The organism is Micromonospora sp. DT229 (genome assembly GCF_049844505.1).
Classification (GTDB): Bacteria; Actinomycetota; Actinomycetes; order Mycobacteriales; family Micromonosporaceae; genus Micromonospora.
In genome coordinates this window covers 22,262-45,296 of the sequence record NZ_JBNCLD010000004.1, presented here as the reverse complement: position 1 = coordinate 45,296, position 23,035 = coordinate 22,262, and the positions used below count along the sequence as shown (strand labels likewise).

At 71.9% G+C, this 23,035-nt stretch carries 22 protein-coding genes; 14 read left to right on the top strand and 8 right to left on the bottom strand.

The features are described 5' to 3' along the window. Window positions 1-62: 62 nt before the first annotated feature. From ACLQ2T_RS07650 to ACLQ2T_RS07640, 3 genes are read left to right on the top strand one after another with little or no spacing between them, the layout of a single operon-like run. A complete protein-coding gene (locus ACLQ2T_RS07650) occupies window positions 63-482 on the top strand; it encodes a YbaB/EbfC family nucleoid-associated protein (RefSeq protein WP_425765284.1) in 420 nt (139 codons plus the stop codon). Continuing rightward, window positions 482-820 carry a hypothetical protein gene (locus ACLQ2T_RS07645; RefSeq protein ID WP_425765283.1) on the top strand — a complete coding sequence of 113 codons (339 nt, stop codon included), beginning with the start codon at window positions 482-484 and terminating at the stop codon, window positions 818-820. Before ACLQ2T_RS07650 ends, ACLQ2T_RS07645 begins: the two co-directional genes overlap by 1 nt. 20 nt (window positions 821-840) lie before the next feature. After that, window positions 841-3,975, top strand: a complete 3,135-nt coding sequence (locus tag ACLQ2T_RS07640; RefSeq protein WP_425765282.1) for a toxin glutamine deamidase domain-containing protein — start codon at window positions 841-843, stop codon at window positions 3,973-3,975. A gap of 92 nt (window positions 3,976-4,067) precedes the next feature. On the opposite strand, the gene ACLQ2T_RS07635 is transcribed toward ACLQ2T_RS07640, so the two are convergent. Next, window positions 4,068-4,709: a TetR/AcrR family transcriptional regulator gene (locus ACLQ2T_RS07635; RefSeq protein WP_425765281.1), complete on the bottom strand. Its 642-nt coding sequence runs from the start codon at window positions 4,707-4,709 to the stop codon at window positions 4,068-4,070. Window positions 4,710-4,745: 36 nt separating this feature from the next. On the opposite strand from ACLQ2T_RS07635, the gene ACLQ2T_RS07630 reads away from it, so the two are divergent. The 10 genes from ACLQ2T_RS07630 (at window position 4,746) to ahcY (ending at window position 15,506) form a co-directional block, all read left to right on the top strand. Beyond that, window positions 4,746-6,209 carry a DHA2 family efflux MFS transporter permease subunit gene (locus ACLQ2T_RS07630; protein ID WP_425765280.1) on the top strand — a complete coding sequence of 488 codons (1,464 nt, stop codon included), beginning with the start codon at window positions 4,746-4,748 and terminating at the stop codon, window positions 6,207-6,209. Continuing rightward, the gene (locus tag ACLQ2T_RS07625) at window positions 6,209-6,982 is read left to right on the top strand and encodes an SDR family NAD(P)-dependent oxidoreductase (RefSeq protein WP_425765279.1); all 774 of its coding nucleotides are present in this window, start codon (window positions 6,209-6,211) and stop codon (window positions 6,980-6,982) included. The genes ACLQ2T_RS07630 and ACLQ2T_RS07625 overlap by 1 nt, the downstream gene beginning before the upstream one ends. Before the next feature lie 174 nt (window positions 6,983-7,156). Then, window positions 7,157-7,471 (top strand): DUF664 domain-containing protein, encoded by a 315-nt coding sequence (locus tag ACLQ2T_RS07620; protein ID WP_425765278.1) that lies wholly within the window; start codon window positions 7,157-7,159, stop codon window positions 7,469-7,471. Between the two features lie 71 nt (window positions 7,472-7,542). After that, on the top strand, window positions 7,543-8,646 hold the full coding sequence (locus tag ACLQ2T_RS07615; protein ID WP_425765277.1) for a hypothetical protein: 1,104 nt from the start codon (window positions 7,543-7,545) through the stop codon (window positions 8,644-8,646). Between the two features lie 90 nt (window positions 8,647-8,736). Further along, the gene (locus tag ACLQ2T_RS07610) at window positions 8,737-10,116 is read left to right on the top strand and encodes a phosphomannomutase/phosphoglucomutase (protein WP_425765276.1); all 1,380 of its coding nucleotides are present in this window, start codon (window positions 8,737-8,739) and stop codon (window positions 10,114-10,116) included. Between the two features lie 62 nt (window positions 10,117-10,178). Continuing rightward, window positions 10,179-10,361 carry a Trm112 family protein gene (locus ACLQ2T_RS07605; RefSeq protein WP_013731721.1) on the top strand — a complete coding sequence of 61 codons (183 nt, stop codon included), beginning with the start codon at window positions 10,179-10,181 and terminating at the stop codon, window positions 10,359-10,361. Continuing rightward, entirely contained in the window at window positions 10,358-11,554 is a 1,197-nt protein-coding gene (locus ACLQ2T_RS07600) for an SIS domain-containing protein (protein WP_425765275.1), read from the top strand. The genes ACLQ2T_RS07605 and ACLQ2T_RS07600 overlap by 4 nt, the downstream gene beginning before the upstream one ends. Window positions 11,555-11,570: 16 nt before the next feature. Beyond that, window positions 11,571-12,524, top strand: a complete 954-nt coding sequence (locus ACLQ2T_RS07595) for a cation diffusion facilitator family transporter (protein WP_425765274.1) — start codon at window positions 11,571-11,573, stop codon at window positions 12,522-12,524. 3 nt (window positions 12,525-12,527) lie between these two features. Further along, the gene (manA, locus tag ACLQ2T_RS07590) at window positions 12,528-13,691 is read left to right on the top strand and encodes a mannose-6-phosphate isomerase, class I (protein ID WP_425765273.1); all 1,164 of its coding nucleotides are present in this window, start codon (window positions 12,528-12,530) and stop codon (window positions 13,689-13,691) included. A gap of 297 nt (window positions 13,692-13,988) precedes the next feature. Continuing rightward, window positions 13,989-15,506, top strand: a complete 1,518-nt coding sequence (ahcY, locus tag ACLQ2T_RS07585) for an adenosylhomocysteinase (RefSeq protein WP_425765272.1) — start codon at window positions 13,989-13,991, stop codon at window positions 15,504-15,506. Between the two features lie 70 nt (window positions 15,507-15,576). Here ahcY and ACLQ2T_RS07580 read toward each other — a convergent pair whose 3' ends face one another. Both ACLQ2T_RS07580 and ACLQ2T_RS07575 read right to left on the bottom strand, forming a co-directional pair. After that, entirely contained in the window at window positions 15,577-15,732 is a 156-nt protein-coding gene (locus tag ACLQ2T_RS07580; protein WP_425765271.1) for a hypothetical protein, read from the bottom strand. Between the two features lie 49 nt (window positions 15,733-15,781). Further along, window positions 15,782-16,789 (bottom strand): RDD family protein, encoded by a 1,008-nt coding sequence (locus ACLQ2T_RS07575; protein ID WP_425765270.1) that lies wholly within the window; start codon window positions 16,787-16,789, stop codon window positions 15,782-15,784. A 44-nt stretch (window positions 16,790-16,833) separates the two neighbouring features. On the opposite strand from ACLQ2T_RS07575, the gene ACLQ2T_RS07570 reads away from it, so the two are divergent. Beyond that, a complete protein-coding gene (locus tag ACLQ2T_RS07570; protein WP_425765269.1) occupies window positions 16,834-17,784 on the top strand; it encodes a stage II sporulation protein M in 951 nt (316 codons plus the stop codon). A 22-nt stretch (window positions 17,785-17,806) separates the two neighbouring features. Here the strand turns inward: ACLQ2T_RS07570 and ACLQ2T_RS07565 are convergent, their stop codons facing one another. The 5 genes from ACLQ2T_RS07565 to ACLQ2T_RS07545 are packed head-to-tail and all read right to left on the bottom strand — an operon-like array spanning window position 17,807 to window position 22,944. Next, entirely contained in the window at window positions 17,807-19,117 is a 1,311-nt protein-coding gene (locus tag ACLQ2T_RS07565) for a DUF58 domain-containing protein (protein WP_425765268.1), read from the bottom strand. Further along, window positions 19,114-20,100, bottom strand: coding sequence for an AAA family ATPase (locus ACLQ2T_RS07560; protein WP_425765267.1), 987 nt, complete (start codon window positions 20,098-20,100; stop codon window positions 19,114-19,116). The genes ACLQ2T_RS07565 and ACLQ2T_RS07560 overlap by 4 nt, the downstream gene beginning before the upstream one ends. Continuing rightward, complete coding sequence (locus ACLQ2T_RS07555) at window positions 20,097-21,452, bottom strand: DUF4350 domain-containing protein (protein ID WP_425765266.1); 1,356 nt, start codon at window positions 21,450-21,452, stop codon at window positions 20,097-20,099. The genes ACLQ2T_RS07560 and ACLQ2T_RS07555 overlap by 4 nt, the downstream gene beginning before the upstream one ends. Beyond that, window positions 21,449-22,102, bottom strand: coding sequence for a DUF4129 domain-containing protein (locus ACLQ2T_RS07550; protein ID WP_425765265.1), 654 nt, complete (start codon window positions 22,100-22,102; stop codon window positions 21,449-21,451). The genes ACLQ2T_RS07555 and ACLQ2T_RS07550 overlap by 4 nt, the downstream gene beginning before the upstream one ends. Continuing rightward, entirely contained in the window at window positions 22,099-22,944 is an 846-nt protein-coding gene (locus ACLQ2T_RS07545; protein WP_425765264.1) for a hypothetical protein, read from the bottom strand. Before ACLQ2T_RS07545 ends, ACLQ2T_RS07550 begins: the two co-directional genes overlap by 4 nt. Window positions 22,945-23,035 lie beyond the last annotated feature (91 nt).

The window sequence follows — 23,035 nt, the reverse complement described above, 5'->3', positions numbered from 1 at the left end:
TACCGGACAACGCGAATCCGTGGCAGCCGGTATGGTTCGGCTTACCTACGGTGACGAGAGGGATGGCGTTGACCGACAGCGCGAACCGCGATGCCAACCGTGCCCTCCGGGCCCGTTTCGACGAGGTGCACGGGCAGTACCAGCAGCTACGGTCCAGCCTGGACGAACTCCAGACCAGGCTCGCGCAGCTGCGGGTGACCCAGCGCTCCGACGACGGTCAGGTGACCGCGACAGTCGGTGCCCAGGGCGAGCTGATCTCGGTAGAGCTGAGCCCTGCGGTCTACCGCGACCAGGACCCCAAGGCGCTGAGTGCGAAGATCACCGCTACGGTCCGTCGGGCCGCCGCTGCGGCGACCACGGCCACTCAGGATCTCGTGAGCAGCTACCTGCCAGCCCGGTCCGGGACGGCCGACTTCCTGCGTACCGGTGACTTCGGCACCCTGCTCGGCCGGGCCGACGCGGTGTTGCGGCGGAGCGTTTGATGGCGGGACAACTCTGGCTCGACCCGTCCCGGGCCCGGCGCGGCGGGGCGGACCTGACCCGGGCGGGCGAGGCGGTGACCGGTCGACACACCGAGGCCGGAGCCGCGATATCGACGGCCAGCGCCCGGCGCCCCTGGGGCCGTGACGACATCGGCACCGCCTTCGAGCGGCAGTACCGCGACTACGAGGACATGGTGCTGCGAGTCTGGGCGGGCGTGGGGCGGCGACTGACCGACCTGGGTGCCGACGTGGTCCGCACGGTAGAGGCCAACCAACAGACCGACACCGCCAACGCCGCCCGGTTCGACCGGATGTCCGATCCGCACCCCCGGCCCTGAGCCGGACCGGGAGACCCTTGATGACGGTGTTACCCAGCCCCATCCCGCACCCGTTGAGCTATTCCCCATGGGACCTGCCCGGTTGGGTCTACGAGGCCCTCGACTGGGTGGTCGGCATGGAATGGCCGGAGGGCGACGAGCGCGCCGTCTGGGATCTGGCCGACAAGTGGTACGCCGTGGCTGCCTCCCTCGCCGGGCCGCAGACGGACGCGAGCACGGCGGCCGGCGAGGTGCATCAGGGCTACGGCGGAGTCGGCGCGGTCGCGGCGGCCTTCGACGATGCCTGGCGGCGGGTGGCCGACGGCGAGCAGGCCCCGCTGCCGGTGCTGCTCGCGGTCAGCCACGACCTCGGGCGGGTGGTGGAGGAGTGCGGGTGCGACATCGAGGCAGCCAAGCTCGAAGTCTGGATCGAGTTGGGCATCCTGGTGGTCGAGTTGCTGGCCCTGGCCGTGGCGGCGGTGCTCACCGCCGGTGCGGCCTCGCCGGCCGCCGCCGGGGTGATCGCCGCGACCCGGTTCCTGGTCCAGCAGATCTTCCGGCGCCTGCTGGCCCAACTGGCGCGTAAGTCCCTCAAGCAGGGCCTCAAGGAGGCTGGCGAGCGCGCGGCGAAGCAGGTGACCACGAGCGGTGCCCGCGGCCTGACCCGCCACCTGGCTAGGGAGGGGGTGACGGAGGCGGCGCAGGAGGCCGGGATCAACCTGGCCACCCAGGCGTACCAGCAGAGCACCGGCCGTCGGCACGAACTGAACGTCACCGACCTGGGCGCCGACGCGCTCGGCGGCCTGGCCGGTGGTGCGGCGGCTCCGCTGGCCGGTCTGGGCCGACACGCCAATGGGCGGGGCGCGCGGATGGTGGAACACCTGGGGCGGGAGATGACCGGCGAGGTGATCGCCGACCAGGCCGCCAGCCTCGCCACCGGGCAGGGGCTGACCTCGCTGGAGGACGCCGCCCGGGCGGCCGTCTCGGGGGCCCGTGGCTCGGTCACCGGCCAGGCTGACCACGCGTTGCAGGCCCGCCTGGACGGGCAGTTGGCCGCGTTGTCCGGCTCACCCCTGCTACCGCCGGTGATGCCCGGGCCGACCACCCCGGGGGTGGCACTGGGCGGCGGCGCATCGATGCATCCGTCGCCGGTAGCGGAGGGCATGATCCCGGCCCAGCGGACCCCGACCGAACCACTCTTCACCGGGCCGACGGACTCGACCGCCCTGGCCGGCACGCCTACCTCGCCCTCGGCGCCTGGCGACCTGGGCTCGCCCTCGTCGGTTGGGGCCCCTGGCCCGCCCTCTTCGGCTGGGGAGGGTGACTCGGGCCCGGTCGAGGCCGTCGACTCGCGGCAGGGCAGCATGGACCGACTGGTCGCGGGCGGCGAACTGCCGAATTCTGTCGACCTGGATGCGGCACCGAACCGGCTGATCGAGACGGCCCATCCCGCCCCGCCGAGCCGCGAAGGCCCTGCGGGGGAGCAACACCGCTCGGCCGAGGAAGCGGGCCCGGCTGCGGCAGGTGGCCGGCCGGTGGCCGGGTCCGGCGGGGCCGCGGTCGAACCGGGTCCGACCTTGTCGGCCGTTGGTCCGCAGTCGGTGGTGTCGATGCCTTCTCCGACCGTCCTAACCGGTCTGGAAGGGCCGGGAACGGGCGGTAGCCCAGTCTCGACCGGCTCGGTGAACCAGTCGGTGACGACCGGCGGCCCGCCTGTGGCGAGCGTGTCGACAGCTACGGGACCGGCTATGGGCCCGGTGCCGGGTACCCCGACGATGGCCAGGCCGGAGACAGGCCCCTCCATGGGTGCATCCGCGCGAGCGGAGCCGCCACCCGGACCGCCCCGCTCTACCTTGGTCGACGCGCTCGCCCCGGCCTTCCGGGCGACCAACCCTGGGGAGCGCACCACCCCGCCGACCCGGCCGTCGGGGCCTGACGATCGGGGACGTGACCGGTTCGCTGCCGAGCGGGAGGCCCTCGAACGACGCCGCTACCAGGGCTACTTTGAGTCGCAGCGGGCGTGGTTCGAGGACAAACGCCGTCTGGACGAGACCGCGCGGCTGAGGAGCCAAGCGGAGGAGCATTACCAGCGGGCTGGCGACTTCGTCGCGCATGCCCGTCAGCTGCATCAGTCGGGGCACCGAAGGGCATCGACGGGCTGGCAGCGGGCCGCCGACGCGGAGGCCCGGGCGTACGGGCGGTGTCTGGATCTGGCGGACGCGGTGGCCTCGGGTGCCGTCGTGCCCGACGTGGTGGACGTCGAGCGGCCGGAGGACTTCCACCGGATCAACGACGACGTCGGTGATCTAGCCCCGGGTGCGATCGGCACCGGCGACCGTTCCGCCCTGACCGGCGACGACGACCACCCGCCGCCGATCGACCGATCCCGCCGGTACGGCCAGCCGGGCGGGCTCCGCCCGCCACTGGCCCTGCACCAGTTGGATGTGGAACAGCGGGTTCCCCGGGACGAGGCCGGCAAGGTGGTGCGGACCCCCGATCCTCGGGTCGGGGACTGGTTCGGGTTGATGAACGACGGCGGGCCGCGTGCGGATCCGACCCGAGGCATCAACTGCCTGGACTGCACCCTGTCCCTCTACGACACCTGGGTGCATGGTCGCCCCAGGGTCTCCGCGCCACGTACCTTCGACGCGTACCAGGCCGGTGACGTGACCCGGCCGTTGCACGGTGAGCAGGACGGCACCGGGCGGGTCGAGGATGTCACCGGGGGCCGCTTCCAGCGGCTCTGCGACGGCAACGCGACCACGCCGGTGGAGTTGCAACGGGCGCTGGACACCGGCTACCGCAACCTGCACGATCAACTCCGGCTGGGTGGCCACGGCAGTTTCGCCTTCGTCGTCAACCATCTTGAGCAGGGCGGCGCGCACATCTGGGTGGCGTTGAACCAGAACGGCAAGGTGCTCTACGTCGATCCGCAGGTGGGGCTGGTCAGCGACCAACCGCTGTACCGGCACCACGGGGCCGCGTACCCGTTCAACGCGATCGACGCGGACGTGCTGGTGCTCGACGGCAATGCCCAGCCGATGCCGTTGGCCGGGTTGCGTCGCGGCATCTACAGCCAGCGGCCTGATCTACCGCGCTATCCGCCCGCCGAGGAGTATCAGGGGTACGGCGAGCCGTACCTCAACCGCGTGCACCTGCTCGGCGAACCCGGCTAGCCGCCTCGCCTCGCCGGCCAATGTGGGATCGGACCGTCGATCAGCGGCACCCCAGCTGCGCCCGGTGATACTCGATCATCCTTCCGGGCTGGCTACGACTGCCCAGCGAAGGCCAGTAGAAAGGTTCTAACGGCGGTGGCGGCTAGCTGACCCAGCTCGGCATCGCTGATCTGGCGTGTGCCCATCTCGGATCGGGCCTCAAGTGGGCCGATGAGCAGGGCCATGAACTGTTCGGCCGCTTGTGCCGGGTCGCCGGTCTGCAGGCGACCGGCGAGCATGAGCCGCGCGAACCGGTCGGCTAGGGCTTCGTTGAGGCGATGAGGTCCATGCTGCCGGACGATGTCGAGGGCGTCGGGAAATCTGTTGATCTCCGAGTAGAGCAGTCGCCGCAGCGCGCACGAGCGGTCATCGCAGTGGAGGCGGAGCAGGCGATGGCCCACGTCTTCCAGCGTTGCTCGCAGGTCCTCGCCGGTCTCGTGAAGGGGCTCGAGGGCGGCCAGCCGCTCGTGCAGCGCAATCTGCGCCATAGCCTCCAGCGTGTGCCGGAACAGGGTGGCCTTGTCGGTGAGGTGGTTGTACACCGTCGGCTTGGCCACGCCGGCCTCGTCCGCGATCTCCTGCACGCAGGCTTGGGCGTACCCCTGCCGGGCAAACACCCTGAAGGCGCCCTCCAGGATCGCCTGTCGTTTGTCGATCCGTCCGCGCGCAGTGGCCGCGTTCCGAGCTCCCGTCACCCTCCGACTTTACTGCCTGGTTCAACTTCATGAACAATGAGGTTGCACGCGAACCGCTTGGATAACTATTTTGAACCAATGAGTTCAGCAGGTCGGCTGGATGCGTCGCTGTTGCGGATGATCGCCGTGATTCTGCTCGGTGGACTGCTGGGCATCCTCAACAGCACGATGGCCGCCGTCGCGACCGACACCCTGGCCAAGGCCCTGGACACCTCGCTCAGCACGGTTGGCTGGACATCCACCGGCTTCCTGCTGGCCGTCACAGCCACCATCCCGTTCACCACCTGGGCTGTCGATCGGGTCGGCGGCAAACGTCTGTGGCTCACCGGCCTCCTGATGTTCCTGGCCGGATCACTCGCCGCCGGGCTGGCCTGGAATATCGGCAGCCTGATCGTCTTCCGCACTCTTCAGGGCATCGGCGCCGGTATCCTCGACCCGCTTGTGCTGATCCTGCTGGCCCGCGCCGCCGGCCCCCACCGCGCGGGACGCGTGATGGGCCTGATGGGTGTGGTGCTCTCCCTCGGCCCGGTCCTCGGCCCGATCGCGGGCGGGGCCATCCTCGCCAGCCTGCCGTGGCGCTGGATGTTCCTGCTCAGCGTGCCCGTCGGAGCCATCGCCTACCTCCTCGCCCGGCGTGTCCTGCCTGCCGACCCGCCGACCGGACAGCAGCCCCGAGTCAGGCTTGACGTCCTTGGCCTGGCCCTGCTGGGACCGGGATTCGCCGCCCTCGTCCTGGCAATGTCACAGGCGGCCGAGCAGGCCGCGTTCATCGCCTGGCAGGCACTCATCCCGCTGGCCACCGGCGCCGTGATGCTGACCGGCTATGCGATCCACGCGCTCCTCGCCCAGCGCACACCACCCCTAATCGACCCGCGCCTGTTCGGCAGCCGCGGATTCACGGCCAGCGTCACCATCGTGGGACTCGGCGGCCTGGCCAACTTCGCCACCCTGTTCGCGCTGCCGCTGTACTACCAGCACGCACACGGGCACGGCGTGCTCGCCGCCGGACTACTGATGGCACCGGCCGGCCTCGGTGGCGCCATCGCCATGCCACTTGCCGGCAAGCTGTCGGACCGGCTCGGCGCCCGCGGGCTGGCCACCGTCGGCGCGATCGTGGCTACCCTGAGCGGGCTGGCCTTCACTCGGATCGGCATGGACACCACCGAACTGTGGCCCGTCCTGGCCGCCTTCACCATTGGTCTGGGCATGGGTTGCTTCAGCGCGCCCACGATGGGATCGCTCTACCGCACCCTGCCCACCGCCCTAGTGGCGCAGGGCAGCTCGGTGCTCTACATGCTCAACCAACTCGGCGCCGCGCTCGGCGTCGCGCTGGTCACGCTCATCGTGCAGACCGCCAGCGACCCGATAACCGGCTTCCATGGCGTCTTCTGGTTCGCCGTTGCCATGATCGTGGTCGTCCTGGCCGCCATCCCGTTCTTGCCCGGCCCGCCTGTGCCGGCCATAGAAGGGGAACTCGCCACGTCTGGGAGGACATCCTGATGAAGACGATAGTGATCACTGGCGGCACCGACGGGATCGGCAGAGCGCTTGCCCGCACCTATCTCGAACGAGGTGACACCGTCGCCATCATCGGCCGGGACAAGGAAAAGGCCGCGACACTGCCCAATGCCCATTTCATCCCGGCGGACCTGAGCCTGATCAGCGAAAACCGGCGGGTGATCGAAGAGGTCAGCTCCATGTTCCCCACCCTGGACGCGCTCGTGCTATGCGCCCGGTACTTCCGCTCGACCCGCTTCGAGACTGCGGACGGCGTCGAGGGTACGTTCGCGCTGGAGTACCTGAGCCGGTTCCTACTCAGCCACGGCCTGACCGACCCGCAGGTCATCGTCAACGTGTCAGGGCCCGGCCTCCCGATGGATGTGATCCGTTGGAATGACCTCATGCTGAAACGCGGCTACAACGGGGTGGCGGCCCAGATGCAGGCGGGGAAGTCAAATGACCTCCTCGGGGTCGCCTACGCCAACCACCACCTTGTCAGCCGTACCAGATATGTGTTGATCCACCCCGGCGGCGTGTCGACCAGCTTCGCGGGCGAGTACGACGCGCCGACCGCTGCCCACGTCGAGTCGCTCAAGCGGTACGGCAAGCCAGTCGAGGAGGGCATCAGGCCGATCGTCACCCGCATCGACCACCCGCCTGCCGAACCGCTCAGCGCGTTCATGCAGGACCAGCCGATCAGCCTGGACCAGCCATCATTCGACTCACGCGCCGCAGCCCGGCTCCACGAGCTCACCCTGAAGGTTGTCCGATGACGACGACGTGGACGGCGCGTTCCGGTCCGCGCCGATCAGTTCGTACCAGTCGCTGATGCTCGTCTAGCTGCGAGAGGTGGGCGAGGTCCGGCGGCGCGGGAGCGACTGACCTTGAGATGAAGTGTTCCGCTGGACGCGGCGGCGTTGGCCCGCCGGTCCGTGCCACCGTCGACCATGTCGCTGCTGGGCCTGGTGCGGCATCTGGCCGAGGTGGAGCGCGGCTGGTTCCGGCGGACGATGGCAGGGCTGGACGCGCCACGGATCTGGTGCAGCGAGGCGGCCCCGGACGCGGACTTCGATGGTGTGCTGCCCGACCCGGAGGTGGTCGACGAGGCGTGGCGGGCTTGGCGGGCGGAGGTCGAGTTCGCGGAGCGGTTCGTCGCGGAGGCGGCGGATCTCGGGGTGAAGGGACCGCCATCGCCGTACGATCCAGCCGGCCCGGCGCCACCAACCGCCCGTGGCGGGTCGCACATCCGGGACGCTCGATGACGAGCCGAGGGTCGGCTCCGGTAGTAGCCTGACCGGCGATTCCCCGACCGGGGGAGGAACGGTGGGAGCTCATGTCGGTACGTCGTCGTGCGGCGCGGCTTGCGACGGTCTGCGTTCTCCTCAGCGGGCTGGTGATGCTCGGCGGTACGCCGGCGCACGCCGACGAGGACCGGGTGCGGGTGCGGTCGGCCGGTAGCTTCACCGCGGGCCGCTCGGCTCAGGAGGTCCGGCTGGAGGTACGCAAACGTACCGAGGGCTGTGTCCGGGTACGTGGCGCGCTGGGGCTGAGTCTGCCCGGGGTGCGACCTGAGCAGGTCACCGTTCAGGCGCAGGTCGACCGCCGGTGGGTGGCCGTGCCGGTCTCCGGCGCAGACGGGCTGGTCACCACCGCGCCGATCGCCCCGGCCAAGGACGAACTCTGCAAGCGCAAGGGTGCGGCGATCCGGTACCGGGTCGCCTTCGGCGCCGACGCCCCCAGCGGTCGGCTGATCGTTACCGGTGAGGCGGTCACGGCGCGGGGGGTCGTGCTGGGTCGGACGGTGGCGGAGTCGCGGGTGACCGGCGGCCGGGTAGCGCCGTCGCCGTCGCCGTCCCGGTCGCCGTCGCCCAGCCCCACGCCGGACGAGGTGACTGTGGAGGACCCGCCGGTGGCCGCCTCGACTGTGGCCTTGGCGGCGGACCCCGCAGGTGACCTGGGTCAGACGGCCGAGCAGTCCGGTGGTGTCCCGCCGGTGATGTATGCCGGGGTCGCGATGGTCGCCGCCGGAGGGCTGATCATCGGTCTGCTGGTGTACCGCTCGCGCAAGGATCGGCGAGAGCGTGGCGAGCAGGTCGATCTCCCGCCGGGTAATCCGGGCGGCACGACCTACCGTTCCAGCCGTTCTCCCGCGCCGAGGTCCTCCGGCCCGCGGGTGGTGCCGCCGGCCGTGCCACCCGGTCAGGTGTACGGCACGGGTAGGCCACCCACCCCCCGCGTGTACGGGGCCCCGCCGGCCGCCCGTGGCACCGGAGGGCTGTATGGAGCCGGTTCCGCCGAACAGACCCGGGCCATGCCGACCGGTCCTTCCGGGGGGCCTGCCGACGAACCCCGGTCCTCCGCACAGCCCGGCCCGGGGGTGCCGTCGCCACGCCAGGACCCCCTGCCGCCTGCCGCGACGGGTGAGGAGCCAGGGTAGGGCGGTGGGCTGTCCGGCTGAGCCGGGGCGGGGACCTTCCCTCCGATACGCTCAGGTTTGTTGAGGAACTGCACTCGAGGAGTGGAACCGGTGTCTGATCTGTCCCAGATCGTCAAGGCGTACGACGTCCGTGGGACGGTGCCGCAGCAGTGGGACGAGGGTGTCGCCGCAGCCCTGGGCACAGCCTTCGCGCAGATGCTCGACGCCACCGGTGAGGCGGGAAAGGCCGTCCTGATCGGGCACGACATGCGAGCCTCCGGTCCGGGACTGGCAGCGGCCTTCGCCGCCGGGGTACGCGCCGAGGGGCGTGGAGTCATCGAGATCGGGCTCGCCTCGACCGACATGATCTACTACGCCTCCGGTGCGCTGGATCTGCCCGGGGCGATGTTCACCGCCAGTCACAATCCGGCGCAGTACAACGGCATCAAGATGTGCCACGCGGGTGCCCGTCCGGTCGGCCAGGACAGCGGGTTGGCCGAGGTCCGTGACCGGGCCCAGGCCCTGCTGGACAAGGGCGAGCAGGTCGGCGAGCCGAGCGCGCCGGTGCACCGGCGGGACCTGCTGGCCGACTACGCGGCGCACCTGCGTACCTTGGTGGACCTGTCCGACATCCGGCCGCTGACCGTGGTGGTGGACGCGGGTAACGGCATGGCCGGGCACACCGTGCCCAGCGTGCTCGGTGACGCCGCCCTGGCGGCCCTGCCGTTGCGGATCGTGCCGATGTACTTCGAGTTGGACGGCACCTTCCCCAACCACGAGGCCAACCCCCTGGACCCGGCCAACCTGGTCGACCTGCAACGCGCGGTGGTGGCCCACGGCGCGGACATCGGCCTGGCCTTCGACGGGGACGCCGACCGCTGCTTCGTCATCGACGAGCGGGGCGAGCCGGTCTCCCCGTCGGCGATCACCGCCCTGGTGGCGGCCCGGGAGTTGGGCAAGCACCCCGGCTCGACGGTCATCCACAACCTGATCACCTCGCAGGCGGTGCCGGAGATCATCCGGGAGCACGGTGGTACCCCGGTGGTGGCCCGGGTGGGGCACTCCTTCATCAAGGCGGAGATGGCCCGTACGAACGCGGTCTTCGGGGGCGAGCACTCCGCCCACTACTACTTCCGGGACTTCTGGTTCGCCGACACCGGCATGTTGGCCGCGATGCACACCCTGGCCGCCCTCGGGGAGCAGCCGCAGCCGCTGTCCGAGTTGGCCGCCGAGTACGAGCGGTACGTGGCCTCCGGCGAGATCAACTCGACCGTGGCGGACCAGGCGGCCAAGGTCGCCGAGGTGCGGGCCGCCTACCCGGAGGCCGAGGCCGACGAACTGGACGGACTCACCCTGCGCTTCCCGGACGGGGCGTGGTTCAACCTGCGTGCCTCGAACACCGAGCCGTTGCTGCGGCTCAATGTCGAGGCCCCCACGGTGCAGCGGATGACCTCGCTGCGCGACGACGTACTCGACCGGGTGCGCCGATAAGATCGCTCGCGCCGTTCGGTGCCGCCGATCGGTGAAACCGCATACGTGGAAGGAGCCGCGCCGTGGCCCTCGACCCGCAGTTGCTGGAAATCCTCGCCTGCCCGGACACCCATCATGCCCCGCTGGACTATGACGCGCAGGCACAGACCTTGACCTGCACGGAGTGCGGCCGGATCTTCGAGGTTCGTGACGACGTACCGGTGCTGCTGCTGGACGAGGCGCGCGGCCCGGCGGAGCGATCATGATCGACGGGACGGCCGGGGTAAGCGGCCACCGCAACGCCGACGAACGACTGCTCGACGACCCCAAGGTCCTGGCCGAACGGGATCCGGGCGGCATGTTGCGGCACACCGCCTCGGCCGGCGCACAGGTACGCGAGTCCGCCGCGCTGGCCGCCGAGGCGAACCTGTCCGTGCTGGCCGATGACGGCCGTCCCCGGGCGGTGGTGATCGCCGGCATCGGTACCGCCGGGCGTACCGGTGACGTGTTGGCCACGGTCGCCGGACCGCGCTGTCCGGTGCCGGTCATCGCGCACCGCAGCGCGGGGGTGCCGGGCTGGGTGGGTGCCGCCGACGTGGTGATCGCGGTCAGCGCCTCCGGCCGCAGTCCGGAAGCGCTCGGTGCCGCCGAGGCGGCGCACCGGCGCGGGGCCCGGCTGGTGGCCGTGGGCCCCGCCGACTCCCAGTTGCAGTCGATGGCCGAGCGGGCCCGTGCCCCGTTCATCCCGGTGCCTCGCCGGGCGCCGGCCCGGGCCAGCCTCTGGGCGCTGACCGTGCCGGTGCTGCTGGCGGCCCGGGCGCTGGGCCTGGTGAAGGTCAACGAGGCGGACCTGGCCGAGACGGCGGCCCGGCTGGACGCCGACGCCGACCGCTGCCGACCCACTGCGGAGTCCTTCGTCAACCCGGCGAAATCCCTGGCCCTCGGCCTGGCCGGGTCGATCCCGATCGTGTGGGGCTCCTCACCGCTGGCCTCGGTCGCGGCTCGCCGGTTCGGGGACACTCTCTCGGCCAACGCCCGCTACCCGGTGGTCACCGGGGCCCTCGGTGAGGCCGGTCGGGGCCGGGTCGGTCTGCTCGACGGTGTCTTCGGCGGCCTGGCCGAGGGGGAGCGGGACATCTTCGCCGATCCGGAGGAGTCCACCGGCGAGGGCACCCGGTTGCGGCTGGTGCTGCTGCGGGACGGCGGCCTGAACCCCGAGGACGACGCCGACGAGCCCCTGGCGGTCGAGGAACGGCGCGCCGACGCGGTGCAGACCCTGGCCGAGCGGCGGGGCGTACGGTGCGATGTGGTGACCGCCGAGGGTGGTTCGGCGTTGGAACGGCTGGCCTCCCTGGTGGCGGTACCGGACTTCGCCTCGATCTATCTGGCGTTGGTACACGGCCTGGATCCGATGGCGGTGCCGGCGATCACGGAGATGAAGGAGCTGGCCAACCAGTGACCGGCGGAGCGGGGGCATGAGCGCCGGGGGCGGCACCAAGGCGATCGTCGCGGCCTTGCTGGCCAACTTCGGCATCGCGGTGACGAAGTTCGTGGCGTACCTGCTGACGATGTCGTCGTCGATGCTGGCGGAGTCGATCCACTCGGTGGCCGACACCGGAAACCAGGCCCTGCTGCTGCTCGGTGGCAAGCGGGCCCGGCGTGCCCCCACCCCGCAACATCCCTTCGGCTACGGCCGGGAGCGTTACGTCTACGCCTTCATCGTCGCGATCGTGCTGTTCAGCCTGGGCGGGGTCTTCGCGCTGTACGAGGCGTGGCACAAGTGGTCCGATCCACACGGGATCACCAGTTGGCAGTGGGTGCCGGTGGTCGTACTGCTGGTGGCGATCGTGTTGGAGTCCTTCTCCTTCCGTACCGCGATCCGGGAGTCCAACCTGGTCCGGGGCCGGGAGTCCTGGACCAGGTTCATCCGCCGGTCCAAGGCCCCCGAGTTGCCGGTGGTGCTGTTGGAGGACTTCGGTGCCCTGGTCGGTCTGATCTTCGCCCTGCTCGGGGTGGGGATGACCCTGGCCACCGGCGACGGTCGGTGGGACGCGGCCGGCACCGCGATGATCGGTCTGCTGCTGGTCACGATCGCGGTCGTGCTGGCCGTGGAGACCAAGAGTCTGCTGCTCGGGGAGGGCGCCGAGCCGGCGGAGATCTCGGCCATCGAGCGGGCGGTCCTCGGCGGGCCGGAGGTGGAGCGGATCATCCACATGAAGACCCTCTACCTCGGCCCGGAGGAACTGATGGTGGCCGCGAAGATCGCGGTGCCGCGTTGGGAGACCGCCGAGGATCTGGCGCGGGACATCGATGCGGTGGAGGCACGGATTCGGGCGGCCGTGCCGGTCGCCCGGGTGATCTATCTGGAACCGGACATCTACCGGGTGAAGACCGGGCCGGCGGAGGCTTCCGGTCGATCGGGGAGCTGACCGGTGGAACTGCTGTACGGGCCGATCAAGGCCTACGCGTGGGGGTCCCGCTGCGCGATCGCCGAGTTGCAGGGGCGTCCGGTGCCCAGCGAGGGCCCGGAGGCCGAACTGTGGCTGGGGGCCCATCCGGGTGCACCGGCTGCTGTGAAACGTGCCGGTGAGCGGGTGGCCCTGACCGAGGTGCTCGCCGCCGACCCCGCCGGATGGCTGGGTAAGGGGGTCCTCGACCGGTTCGGCGCCCGGCTGCCCTTCCTGCTGAAGGTGCTGGCCGCGGCGGCTCCACTGAGTCTGCAGGCCCATCCGGACGCCGAGCAGGCCCGAGCGGGCTACGCCGCGGACGATGCCCGGGGCGACGGGCACCGCAACTATGTGGACCCCTTCCACAAGCCGGAGTTGCTGGTGGCGCTCGGGCCGATGGAGGCGCTGTGCGGTTTCCGGGATCCGGCGATCTCGGCCGAGGTGCTGGCGGGCCTGGGGGTACCGGAGCTGAAGCCGGTGCTGGACGCGCTCGACGCCGGTGTGGCCGGGCTGCCCGAGGCCGTACGCCTGCTGCTGACCTGGCCGTCGGCGCAGCGTGCCGGGCTGGTGGCGGCGGTGCGGACGGCGGCGGTGGCCGGGCCGGACACGGATCTGGTCGAGCTGTTGGCCGAGGCCTACCCGGCCGATCCGGGGGTGGTGGTGGCCTTGCTGCTCAACCGGGTGCGGTTGGCCCCGGGCGAGGCCATCTGGATGCCGGCCGGAAATCTGCACGCCTATCTGCGCGGCACCGGTGTGGAGGTGATGGCGGCCAGCGACAACGTGTTGCGGGGCGGGTTGACCCCCAAGCCGGTGGACGTGGCCGAACTGCTCCGGGTGCTTCGTTTCGAGGTGCTCGACCAGCCGGTGGTGGCCCCCCGACCGGTCGGGGAGGGGGTGGTGACCTGGCCGGTGCCGGTGCCGGACTTCGCGTTGCACCGGGTGCGGGTGAACGACCGGCGGCCCGAGGTCACCCTGGCGGTGCCGGGGCCCTGGGTGGTGTTGTGTACCTCCGGGCAGGTCAACGCCGCCGACCTCGTCGATACGGTGACCCTTGACGCCGGTGGGGCCGCGGTGGGCGCGGCGGCCGGTCGGGCCCTCACCCTCAGCGGTGTGGGTGAGGTGTACGTCGCCTCACCCGGCCCCTGCTGATCTCGTCGATCGTCGCGGTTCAGCGGGAGAGTTCCGGCCGACACGAGTCCGACTTTTCCGAAATAGCTTGACTCAGCATCTGCGGAGTGTGACTCTATGGGTGCGCAGCGTTATCGCGACGAAGGTCCGAGAACGCGCGGGGGAACCAAACCGGGGGGATGTGCGGGGCGGCTGGGGGCGGACGGTGAAACGTTCGTCACTAGCCGTCCCGTGCGCTGTTCGTCATCACGGCAGCCGTCAGCGGGCAGTCGCGCGTAAAGTGAGAGACCGCGCTGCAATCGTCCGACAGGAGCTTTTATGACCAGCACCCTCCCGGCTTCCGCAAGCGGAACGTCGTCCGAGGTCCGGCCGCGCACCCTCGCCGAAGGCGATTACCGGGTGGCGGATCTGTCGCTCGCCGAGTTCGGGCGCAAGGAGATCCGCCTCGCGGAGCACGAGATGCCCGGCCTGATGGCGATCCGTCGCGAGTTCGCCGAGGCCCAGCCTCTGGCGGGGGCGCGGATCACCGGGTCGCTGCACATGACGATTCAGACCGCCGTCCTGATCGAGACCCTGGTGGCGCTCGGCGCCCAGGTCCGCTGGGCGTCCTGCAACATCTTCTCCACCCAGGACCACGCCGCCGCCGCGGTCGTCGTCGGTCCGGAGGGCACCCCCGAGGCCCCCTCCGGGGTGCCGGTGTACGCCTGGAAGGGCGAGAGCCTGGAGGAGTACTGGTGGTGCACCGAGCAGGTGCTGACCTGGCCGGAGCCCTCGGCTGACGGTTCCGTCGTGGGTCCGAACATGATCCTCGACGACGGTGGTGACGCCACCCTGCTGGTGCACAAGGGTGCCGAGTTCGAGAAGGTCGGTGCCGTACCCCCGGTGGAGTCCGCCGACTCCGAGGAGTTCGCGGTCATCCTCGGCGTGCTGCACCGCTCGCTGGCCGAGGACAACCAGCGGTGGACCCGGATCGCCGCCGGCATCAAGGGTGTCACCGAGGAGACCACCACCGGCGTGCACCGGCTCTACGAGATGCACCGGGCCGGCACCCTGCTCTTCCCGGCGATCAACGTCAACGACTCGGTCACCAAGAGCAAGTTCGACAACAAGTACGGCTGCCGTCACTCGCTCATCGACGGCATCAACCGGGCCACCGACGTGCTGATCGGCGGCAAGATGGCGGTCGTGCTCGGCTACGGCGACGTGGGCAAGGGCTGCGCCGAGTCGCTGCGTGGCCAGGGCGCCCGGGTCGTGGTGACCGAGGTCGACCCGATCTGCGCCCTCCAGGCCGCGATGGACGGTTACCAGGTCGCCACCCTCGAAGACGTGGTCGAGATCGCGGACATCTTCATCACCGCGACCGGCTGCTTCGACGTGATCACCAACGAGCACATGGCCCGGATGAAGCACCAGGCCATCGTCGGCAACATCGGCCACTTCGACAACGAGATCGACATGGCCGGTCTGGCCAAGCGCTCGGACGTCACCCGGGAGAACATCAAGCCGCAGGTCGACCTCTGGAAGTTCGACGACGGCCACGCCATCATCGTGCTCTCCGAGGGGCGTCTGCTGAACCTGGGCAACGCCACCGGCCACCCGAGCTTCGTGATGTCGAACTCGTTCGCCAACCAGACCATCGCCCAGATCGAGCTGTTCACCAAGACCGAGGAATACCCGATCGGGGTCTACGTGCTGCCGAAGCACCTGGACGAGAAGGTCGCCCGGCTGCACCTGGCCGCCCTGGGCGCCAAGCTCTCGACTCTGACCAAGGAGCAGGCCGCCTACCTCGGCATCGCCGTCGAGGGCCCCTTCAAGCCGGATCACTACCGCTACTGATCACTCGTCGAACCGGGCCGCCCCCAGGGTCGGCCCGGTTCGCCATGTTCGGCCCAGTGGGCGGCGGGGGTCAGTCGGGGCGACTGCGACGGCTGGGGCGGACCCAGGTCCACACGCAGTAGATCAGCCAGCCCACGGACACCAGGGCCGCCAGGGTGCGCAGCCGCAGCGCGCTGAGCAGCAGCACCACCGCCAGTACCGCCAGCCACGGCCCGAAACCCCTCACCACTGCCTCCCCGGTCTGCGCTCGACACCGGCGGCGTCGTCCTGCCTGATCAGTGTCCGCCATCGCGGTCGGCCCCACCCTGGCGGCCCGGCGCCGAGGGGCGTACCCCGACCGGCGGGCGTGGCCTGCCGGGGGCGGCCTCGACCGGCGTCGGGGCCCGAATGGCCGGAGGTGCGGGCACCGGGAGCGGGTCGGCCGTCGGCGAGTCGAGCTGCGGCCACAGCGCGGCGGTCAGTCCCCGCTCACCGGCCAGCCGGTGGCGGGCCCGCCGGTGCCGCTCGTACAGGACGGCGGCCAGGTAGACCGGCTCCGGCAGCCCCGGTGGTGGTGCCGGGGTGATCAGCGCGGAGACCTCCCGCCACAACTGCCGGGCCAGGTCGCTGCGGGCCGGCTCGGCGAACTGGTGACCTCGGGTCAGATACTGCCGGACGGCCAGGGCCAGATCCGGCCCCAACCGGCTCAGGTCCAGGGTGCCCGCCCAGTTGACCAGCACCGGCACGGGCGCCGGCACCGGGCGCCACCTGGCCGCGGTCCGGGCGTGTACGACCAGGGTGCCGGCCACCAGGTCACCCAGCCGCCGCCCCCGGGGGTCGGTGAGCATCACCGTGGTACCGGCCACCCAGGACAGCAGCGGCAGCACCAGGCCCGGCCACTCGACGGCCACCCCGACCAGGGCCCGGGTCAGCGACTGCCGCAGCCCTACCGGGGCGCCGTCCAGGCTCACCACCCGCAGCCCGACCGCCGCCTTGCCCGGGGTGCGGCCGTCGTTGAGCCGCTCGAAACCCACCGGGTAGCCGACCAGCAACAGGACGACCCCGAGGGTGAACAGCGCCCCTTCCAGCGCGGCGTCCACCATGCCGTACGGCAGGGCGGCCAGGGTTAACGCAGCGATCACGGCGAGCACCAGGGCGAACACCAACTGGAGCAGTACGTCGATCAGCAACGCGAGCACCCGGGAGCCGATCCGGGCGGCCCGTACGTCCAGCCCGACGGCCTCACCGCTGACCAGACCGGCGTCACCCCAGGCCGAGGCGGTGCCCCCTGCTGCTGCGCTCACCCGGACAGTGAACACTATGATCGCGCGGACGGGGGTGGCTGGCGGTGGATCTCGACGCGTACGTCGCGGAGCATGGCGGAGAGTGGCGCCGACTGAGCCAGCTCTGCGACCGGCGGCGGCTGGACCCCACCGAGGTCGACGAGTTGGTGGCGCTCTACCAACGGGCCAGCACCCACCTGTCGGTGCTGCGCAGCCGCTCTCCCGACCCGGCGCTGCTGGGCGAACTCTCCCAGGTGGTGCTCCGGGCCCGGGCCCGGCTGACCGGCCGGCTCCGGCCCTCCTGGGCGGCGGTGGGAGAGTTCCTGCTGGCCGGCTTCCCTGGCGCGGTGTGGCGGGCGGCCCCCTGGTGGTGCGCGGTGGCCACCGTCTTCACCCTGCTCACCTTCACCCTCATCGGTTTCGTCGCGGACAACCCGGAGACGGCGGCGGCCTTCATCGGGGAGGAGGAGGCCGCTCACCTCGTCGAGTCCGGGTTCGCCGGCTACTACACGGAGTTCTCCGCCCCGACCTTCGCCTTCCACCTCTGGACGCACAACGCCTGGCTGGCGGCGAAGTGCCTGGCCGCCGGGGTGCTCATCGTGCCGGTGGCCTACCTGCTGTGGCAGAACGTGGTGAACATCGGGGTGGTCGGTGGGGTGATGGTCTCCTACGGTCGGGCGGACGTCTTCTTCGGCCTGATCACCCCGCACGGCCTGCTTGAGCTGACCGGCGTGTTCGTGGCCGCCGGGGTGGGGTTGCGGGTCGGCTGGGCGTGGATCGCCCCGCCGGAGCAGTTGACCCGGGGGCAGGCGGTGGCCCGAGCCGGACGCGACGCCATCCTGGTGGCCCTGGGTCTGGTCGGGTTGTTCGCGGTCGCAGCGGTGATCGAGGCCTTCGTCACCCCCGCGGCCCTGCCGGTGGCCGTACGGGTCGGCCTCGGCGCCACCGTGTGGCTGGCCTTCCTGGCCTATGTGGTCCTGCTGGGCTCCCGGGCCAGAGCCGAGGTCGACAGGTGACCCGCTTCCCGGCCGGTGCCGCTCAGAGACGGCCGGTGGCCTTGAGGGTCAGGTAGGCGTCGGCCAGGGCGGGAGCCAGCCGAGGGGCGGCGACATCGACGACAGCTACCCCGTAGCGGGCCAGCACCGCCGTCAGGCGGTTGCGTTCGGCGAGGGTACGCCAGGCCGCGGCGGCGGCGTAGGCGTCGCGCGGGTGGCGGGGCGGGGTCTCGGTGAGCTGGGCCAGCACCGGATCCTGGGAGGTCGCCACCAGCACCCGGTGCCGGGCGGCGAGCCGGGGCAGCACCGGCAGCAGTCCCGCGCCGAGGGCACCGGGTTCCAGGGCGGTCAGCAACACCACCAGACTGCGCGGCCGGTGGCGGCGCAGCAGTTCCCCGGCGATCAGTTGGAAGTCGGTCTCCACCAGGGCCGGTTGCAGCGGGGCCAGGGCGTGGGCCAGCCGGGGCCACTGGGCCGGCCGCTCGGCGCCGACGACCGAGGCCCGCGTCACGGTATCGGCGGCGAGCACGTCCACCCGGTCCCCGGCCCGCGCCGCCAGGGCCGTCAGCAACAGCGCGGCGTCGATCGAGGTGTCCAGGCGGGGCTCGTCCCCCAGGCGTACGGCGGCGGTGCGGCCGGTGTCCAGCACGCACACCAGTCGCCGGTCCCGTTCCGGCCGCCAGGTGCGCACCAGCACCTCGGCTCGTCGGGCGCTGGCCCGCCAGTCGATGGAACGCACATCGTCACCGGGCACGTACTCGTGCAGGGTGTCGAACTCGGTGCCCGCCCCACGTCCCTGGCCGACCTGCGTCCCGTCGATCACCCGTAGCCGGGACAGCTTCTCGGGCAGGTGTCGGCGGGACTCGAAGCGGGGCAGTACCCGCAGGGTCCAGGGGGCAGTGGGGGGTCGGTCGGTGCGCTGGCGGAAGGCCAGTCCCAGGGGCCCTAGGGAACGGACCGTCAGAGCCACCGCCGGACGGTCCCCGCGACGGGTGGGGGTCAGCCGGCTGGGCAGGGCCGCGGTCTCACCCGGGGGCACCTGCACCACCTGCTCCGGGGGGACCTCCGGTCGGGCTCCGGCCGAGGGCACCCAGGCGTCTCGGACCTGGGCGTGCAGGGTCCGGCCGGAGCGGTTGTGCAGGCGCAGGGTGACCGTGGCGGTCTCACCGAGTCGGACACCACGGTCGCCGTCACGCTCTACCGTGAGCCCCTTCAGGGGTGCGGCCAGCCTGAGGTCCAGGGCGCACAGCAGCAGGACCAGACCGGTCATCACCGCCACCCCGACGAAGGGCGCGGGCCAGGCGGGCACGGTTAGCGCACCGGCCGCGAGCAGCGCCGCCGCCCGCCAGGTCATCGTGGTGTCGGCACGGTGGCCAGCACCGTGTCCAGTACGGCGTCCACCCCGACACCCTCCAGTTCCGCCTCCGGGCGTAGCCGCAGCCGGTGCCGCAGGGTGGGCCGGACCATCACCTTCACGTCGTCGGGCACCACATGGTCACGCCCGGCCAGCCAGGCCCACGCCTTGGCGGTGCCGAGCAGGGCTGTCGCCCCGCGTGGGGAGGCGCCCAGTTCCAGGGCGGGGGTGGTGCGGGTGGCCCGACACAGATCGACGATGTACCCGAACAGCGGCTCGGCGACATGGACCCGGCCGACCGCCGCGCGGGCCACCGCCAGGTCGGTGGCGTCGGCCACCGGGCGTACCCCGGCGGCGGCCAGGTCCCGGGGGTCGAAGCCGGCGTGGTGGGCGCGCAGCACCCCCAGTTCCTCGTCGCGGCCGGGCAGCGGCACGGTGAGCTTCAGCAGGAACCGGTCCAGCTGTGCCTCGGGCAGGGGGTAGGTGCCCTCGTACTCCACCGGGTTCTGGGTGGCCGCGACGATGAAGGGGTCGGGCAGTGCATGCTGCTCCCCCTCGATGGTGACCTGCCGTTCCTCCATCACCTCCAGCAGGGCCGACTGGGTCTTCGGGGGAGTCCGGTTGATCTCGTCGGCGAGCAGCAGGTTGGTGAAGACCGGCCCTTCCCGGAAGGTGAAGGCCGCGGTACGCGCGTCGAAGATCGTTGAGCCGGTGACGTCGCCCGGCATCAGGTCGGGGGTGAACTGCACCCGGCGGGTCGACAGATCCAGGGCCGCGCCGAGGGTCCGGACCAGGAGGGTCTTGGCCACCCCCGGTACCCCCTCCAGCAGTACGTGGCCACGGCAGAGCAGGGCGACGATCAGCCCGGTGACCACGCCCTCCTGCCCGACGACCGCCTTGGCCACCTCGGTACGCAGTCGGTGCAGGGCGGCCCGGCTGGGGTCGGCGGCCAGGGGGTCGCTGAGGGTGGCGGGTCGGGTCACCGGAGGTCTCCTTCGGAGGATCGGGGCAGCGGGGGCCGAACGGTGGGCGGGTGTGGGCCGCGGGCCACCCGGTCCAGTTCGTCGGCCAGGGTCAACAGTTCGCGGTCGGTCTCCGGGGTGCCGCCGTCGAGCAGCTCACGAACGGTGTCCGGGGGTTGCCCGGTCTCGGCCGCCACCACGGCGGCGGCCTCGGGGGAGTCGGCCGGCAGGTGCAGTCGGCGCGCCAGCCGGGCCTTGGCGGCGGCCCGGAGTACCTCGGCGCTGCTCTGGTGGGCCTTGGCCCGTTCATAGAGCCGGCCCCGCCCGTACACCGTCTCTGCCGCCGTGACGGCCACCGGCAGGGGTTCCGGGGTGGGCGGACCGAAGCGGCGGGCCCGGGCCGCGGCGACCAGCAGGGCGGCCAGCACCAGCTGTGCCAGCAGGGCCCAGAACCAGGGTGGGAAGGCAGACCAGAGGGGGTTGGGGGACTGTTCCCGGCCCGGTCCCCCGGAGCCGGAGGCGTTGCCCGGGGACACTTCACCGGCCGGGCTCCGGGTGCTGCCGCCGGCACCCAGGTCCTCCTGATCGTCATCGGGTTCGCCGTAGAGGTTCTCGTCCGGTTCCGGCAGTGTGGAGGCCCGCACGGTACTGGGGGTGGGGGGTGCGGGCGCCGGCCCGTCCAGGTCCAGCCAGAGCACCCGCCCGGTGGTGGCCAGCAGAGCGGTGGCGAAGAGTTCGTTGTCCCACTCGTCGATGCGGCTGTTGCGGAAGGGGTCGCTGGCCCCCACCACGACGCTCTCGGTACGGCCGGGTAGCCGGGCCAGCCCGGCGGAGTAGCAGAGGTCCACCGAGCCGGGTGCCCCGGTGGGGGCGTACCGCTGCCGGGCCACCGCAGCCGTGGCGCCGGTGACCTCGGAGAGCGCGCAGGGGCCGGGGAGATGGGGGGCGACGGCCCGTGCCGCCCACCGCCGGCCCGTCGGACGCAGGGGCATCCCGGCGGCGGCCAGCACCCGCCGGGGCGGGTCGACCAGCACCAGCCGGGTGTGTTCGGGCAGCAGGTTCAGGTCGTCGAGGGTCTGTGGGTGCAGCAGTTGTGGGGCCGGGACGAACAGGGTGGCCGGACCGGATCGGGTGGCCCGCAACGCCGCCAGGGTGTCGGTCTCCCGCCGCACCTCCACGCCACGCCCGGCCAGGCTGGCGGCCAACCGGCTACCCCCGTCCTCGCCGGTCGCCAGTGGGGACAGGAAACCCGCCTCGCTGGGGTCCGGCTGGTCGACCGCGCGGGTGACCAGGGTGGTGGTGATGACCAGCGCGCTCAGCAGCACCGGGATCAGGATGCGGTGACGACGCCGGCGGACCTTCGGGGTGCTCATCGGGCGGACTCTCCCGGGCCCTCGACCGGGCCGCCGCCGGCCGTGGCCGGTGCCGTTTCAGGGTGGTCGGCGGAAGGGGTGGTCAGCAGGCGGCGCAGGGTCACGGCATGCTCCCGCAGCCGGTGGTCCTGCTCGGCCGTGGCAGGGCGTTGGGCGTACCAGACTCTGGTGAAGATGGCGGCGGCGGCGGTCAGCGGCGGGTCGAGGGTCGGCCGGCGGGCGGTGGCTGCCGCGACGATCTCGGTGACCGTCATGCCGGGACGTACCCGCACCACCTCGCGGTCGGACAGTTCGCGGACCATGCCGCGCAGCCGTTCCCGGATGGCCTCGTCGTAGCGTCCCTCGGCGGCCAACCGGTCGGCCAGGGGCAGGTGGTGCCCCGGTGTTCCGGTGGGCTGCGGCAACGGAAGGTCGAGGGGGTCGTCGGTGTCGACCGGGGCCGGGCGCCTCGGCCGTCGCCTGAGGCGCCGACGGAGGCGGGGGAGCCGCCAGCGTGGTCGGGGGAGTCGGCGGGGCACCCAGGCGGGGTAGGTGTACCAGCCGGCGCAGACCAGCGCCGTCACCAGCACCAGCAGCAGCGCGACCAGCGGGAGCGGAATGTGATCGCCGAGCGCGGCGGTGGTCTCGGTCCACCAGCGGGAGAAGCTCATCCCCGCACCGCCAGCAGGGTGGCCGGCGGCGCGTCGAACGGCGCCCGGGAGAGGTGGATGTCCAGCCCTTCGGTGCGGATCCGGGTCTCCAGGTGCAGGACCGCGTCCAGGCAGGCCAGCGCGGCGTAGGCGACCGTGTTGACGAAGGCCCACAGCAGCATGGCCACCGGGACGGCCCAGTCCGTCACGATCAGGTCCAGCGTGGTCGGCCCGGTGAACAGGCCCCAGGCCAGGCCGACCCGCAGGATCCACCAGAGGAGGTAGCCGAGCAGCCGCAGGCCGGCGGCGCGCCCCTCGATCCGCAGCGCGAGGGTGGCGGATCGGGCCGGCGCCCTCCCCGCCTTGATCCCGTCCAGGGCCAGTGCCGGGGCCATCGCCCCGAGTAGCGCGAAGGCGGCGAACCAGGTCGGGCCGAGCAGGGAGGCGACCAGCATCGTGGCGCCGACTACCGCGCAGAGCAGCAGGGTGGCACCCCACCGGGCGTTGCCGGGCCGGAGCAGGTCCCGGGCCGCGATCGGGCGGCCGACCAGGGCGGCACCGGCCGCCCGGGCAGCCGGGTTACCGAGCAGCATGATGATCATCGCCTCGGTCGCCGCGCCGACGGCCAGCAGGAACAGCATGGGGCCCAGATTGCCGAGGGAGGGTGCCCACCACAGCGGCGGGTGCACACCGACGGCGCTGCGCAGGGGCAGCAGGAGGAGTTGTTCGAGGAGGGCGAGCGCGGCGGCCATGGGCAGCAGCGCCCCGGCGTGGCTGCGGAGCAGCAGCACTGCGGAGTCGAGCAGTTCACCGACGGTGAGCGGTCGCCTGGGGAGTACGGCGATCGAGCCGGCGTAGGGCACGCGCACTCCTGTCGAAGGCGGGGGCGGTGGCGCGCGGGGGCGCAGCCAGGGATCATGTTGACACGCGCGGGCCGGACGCGTGGAGCCCCGG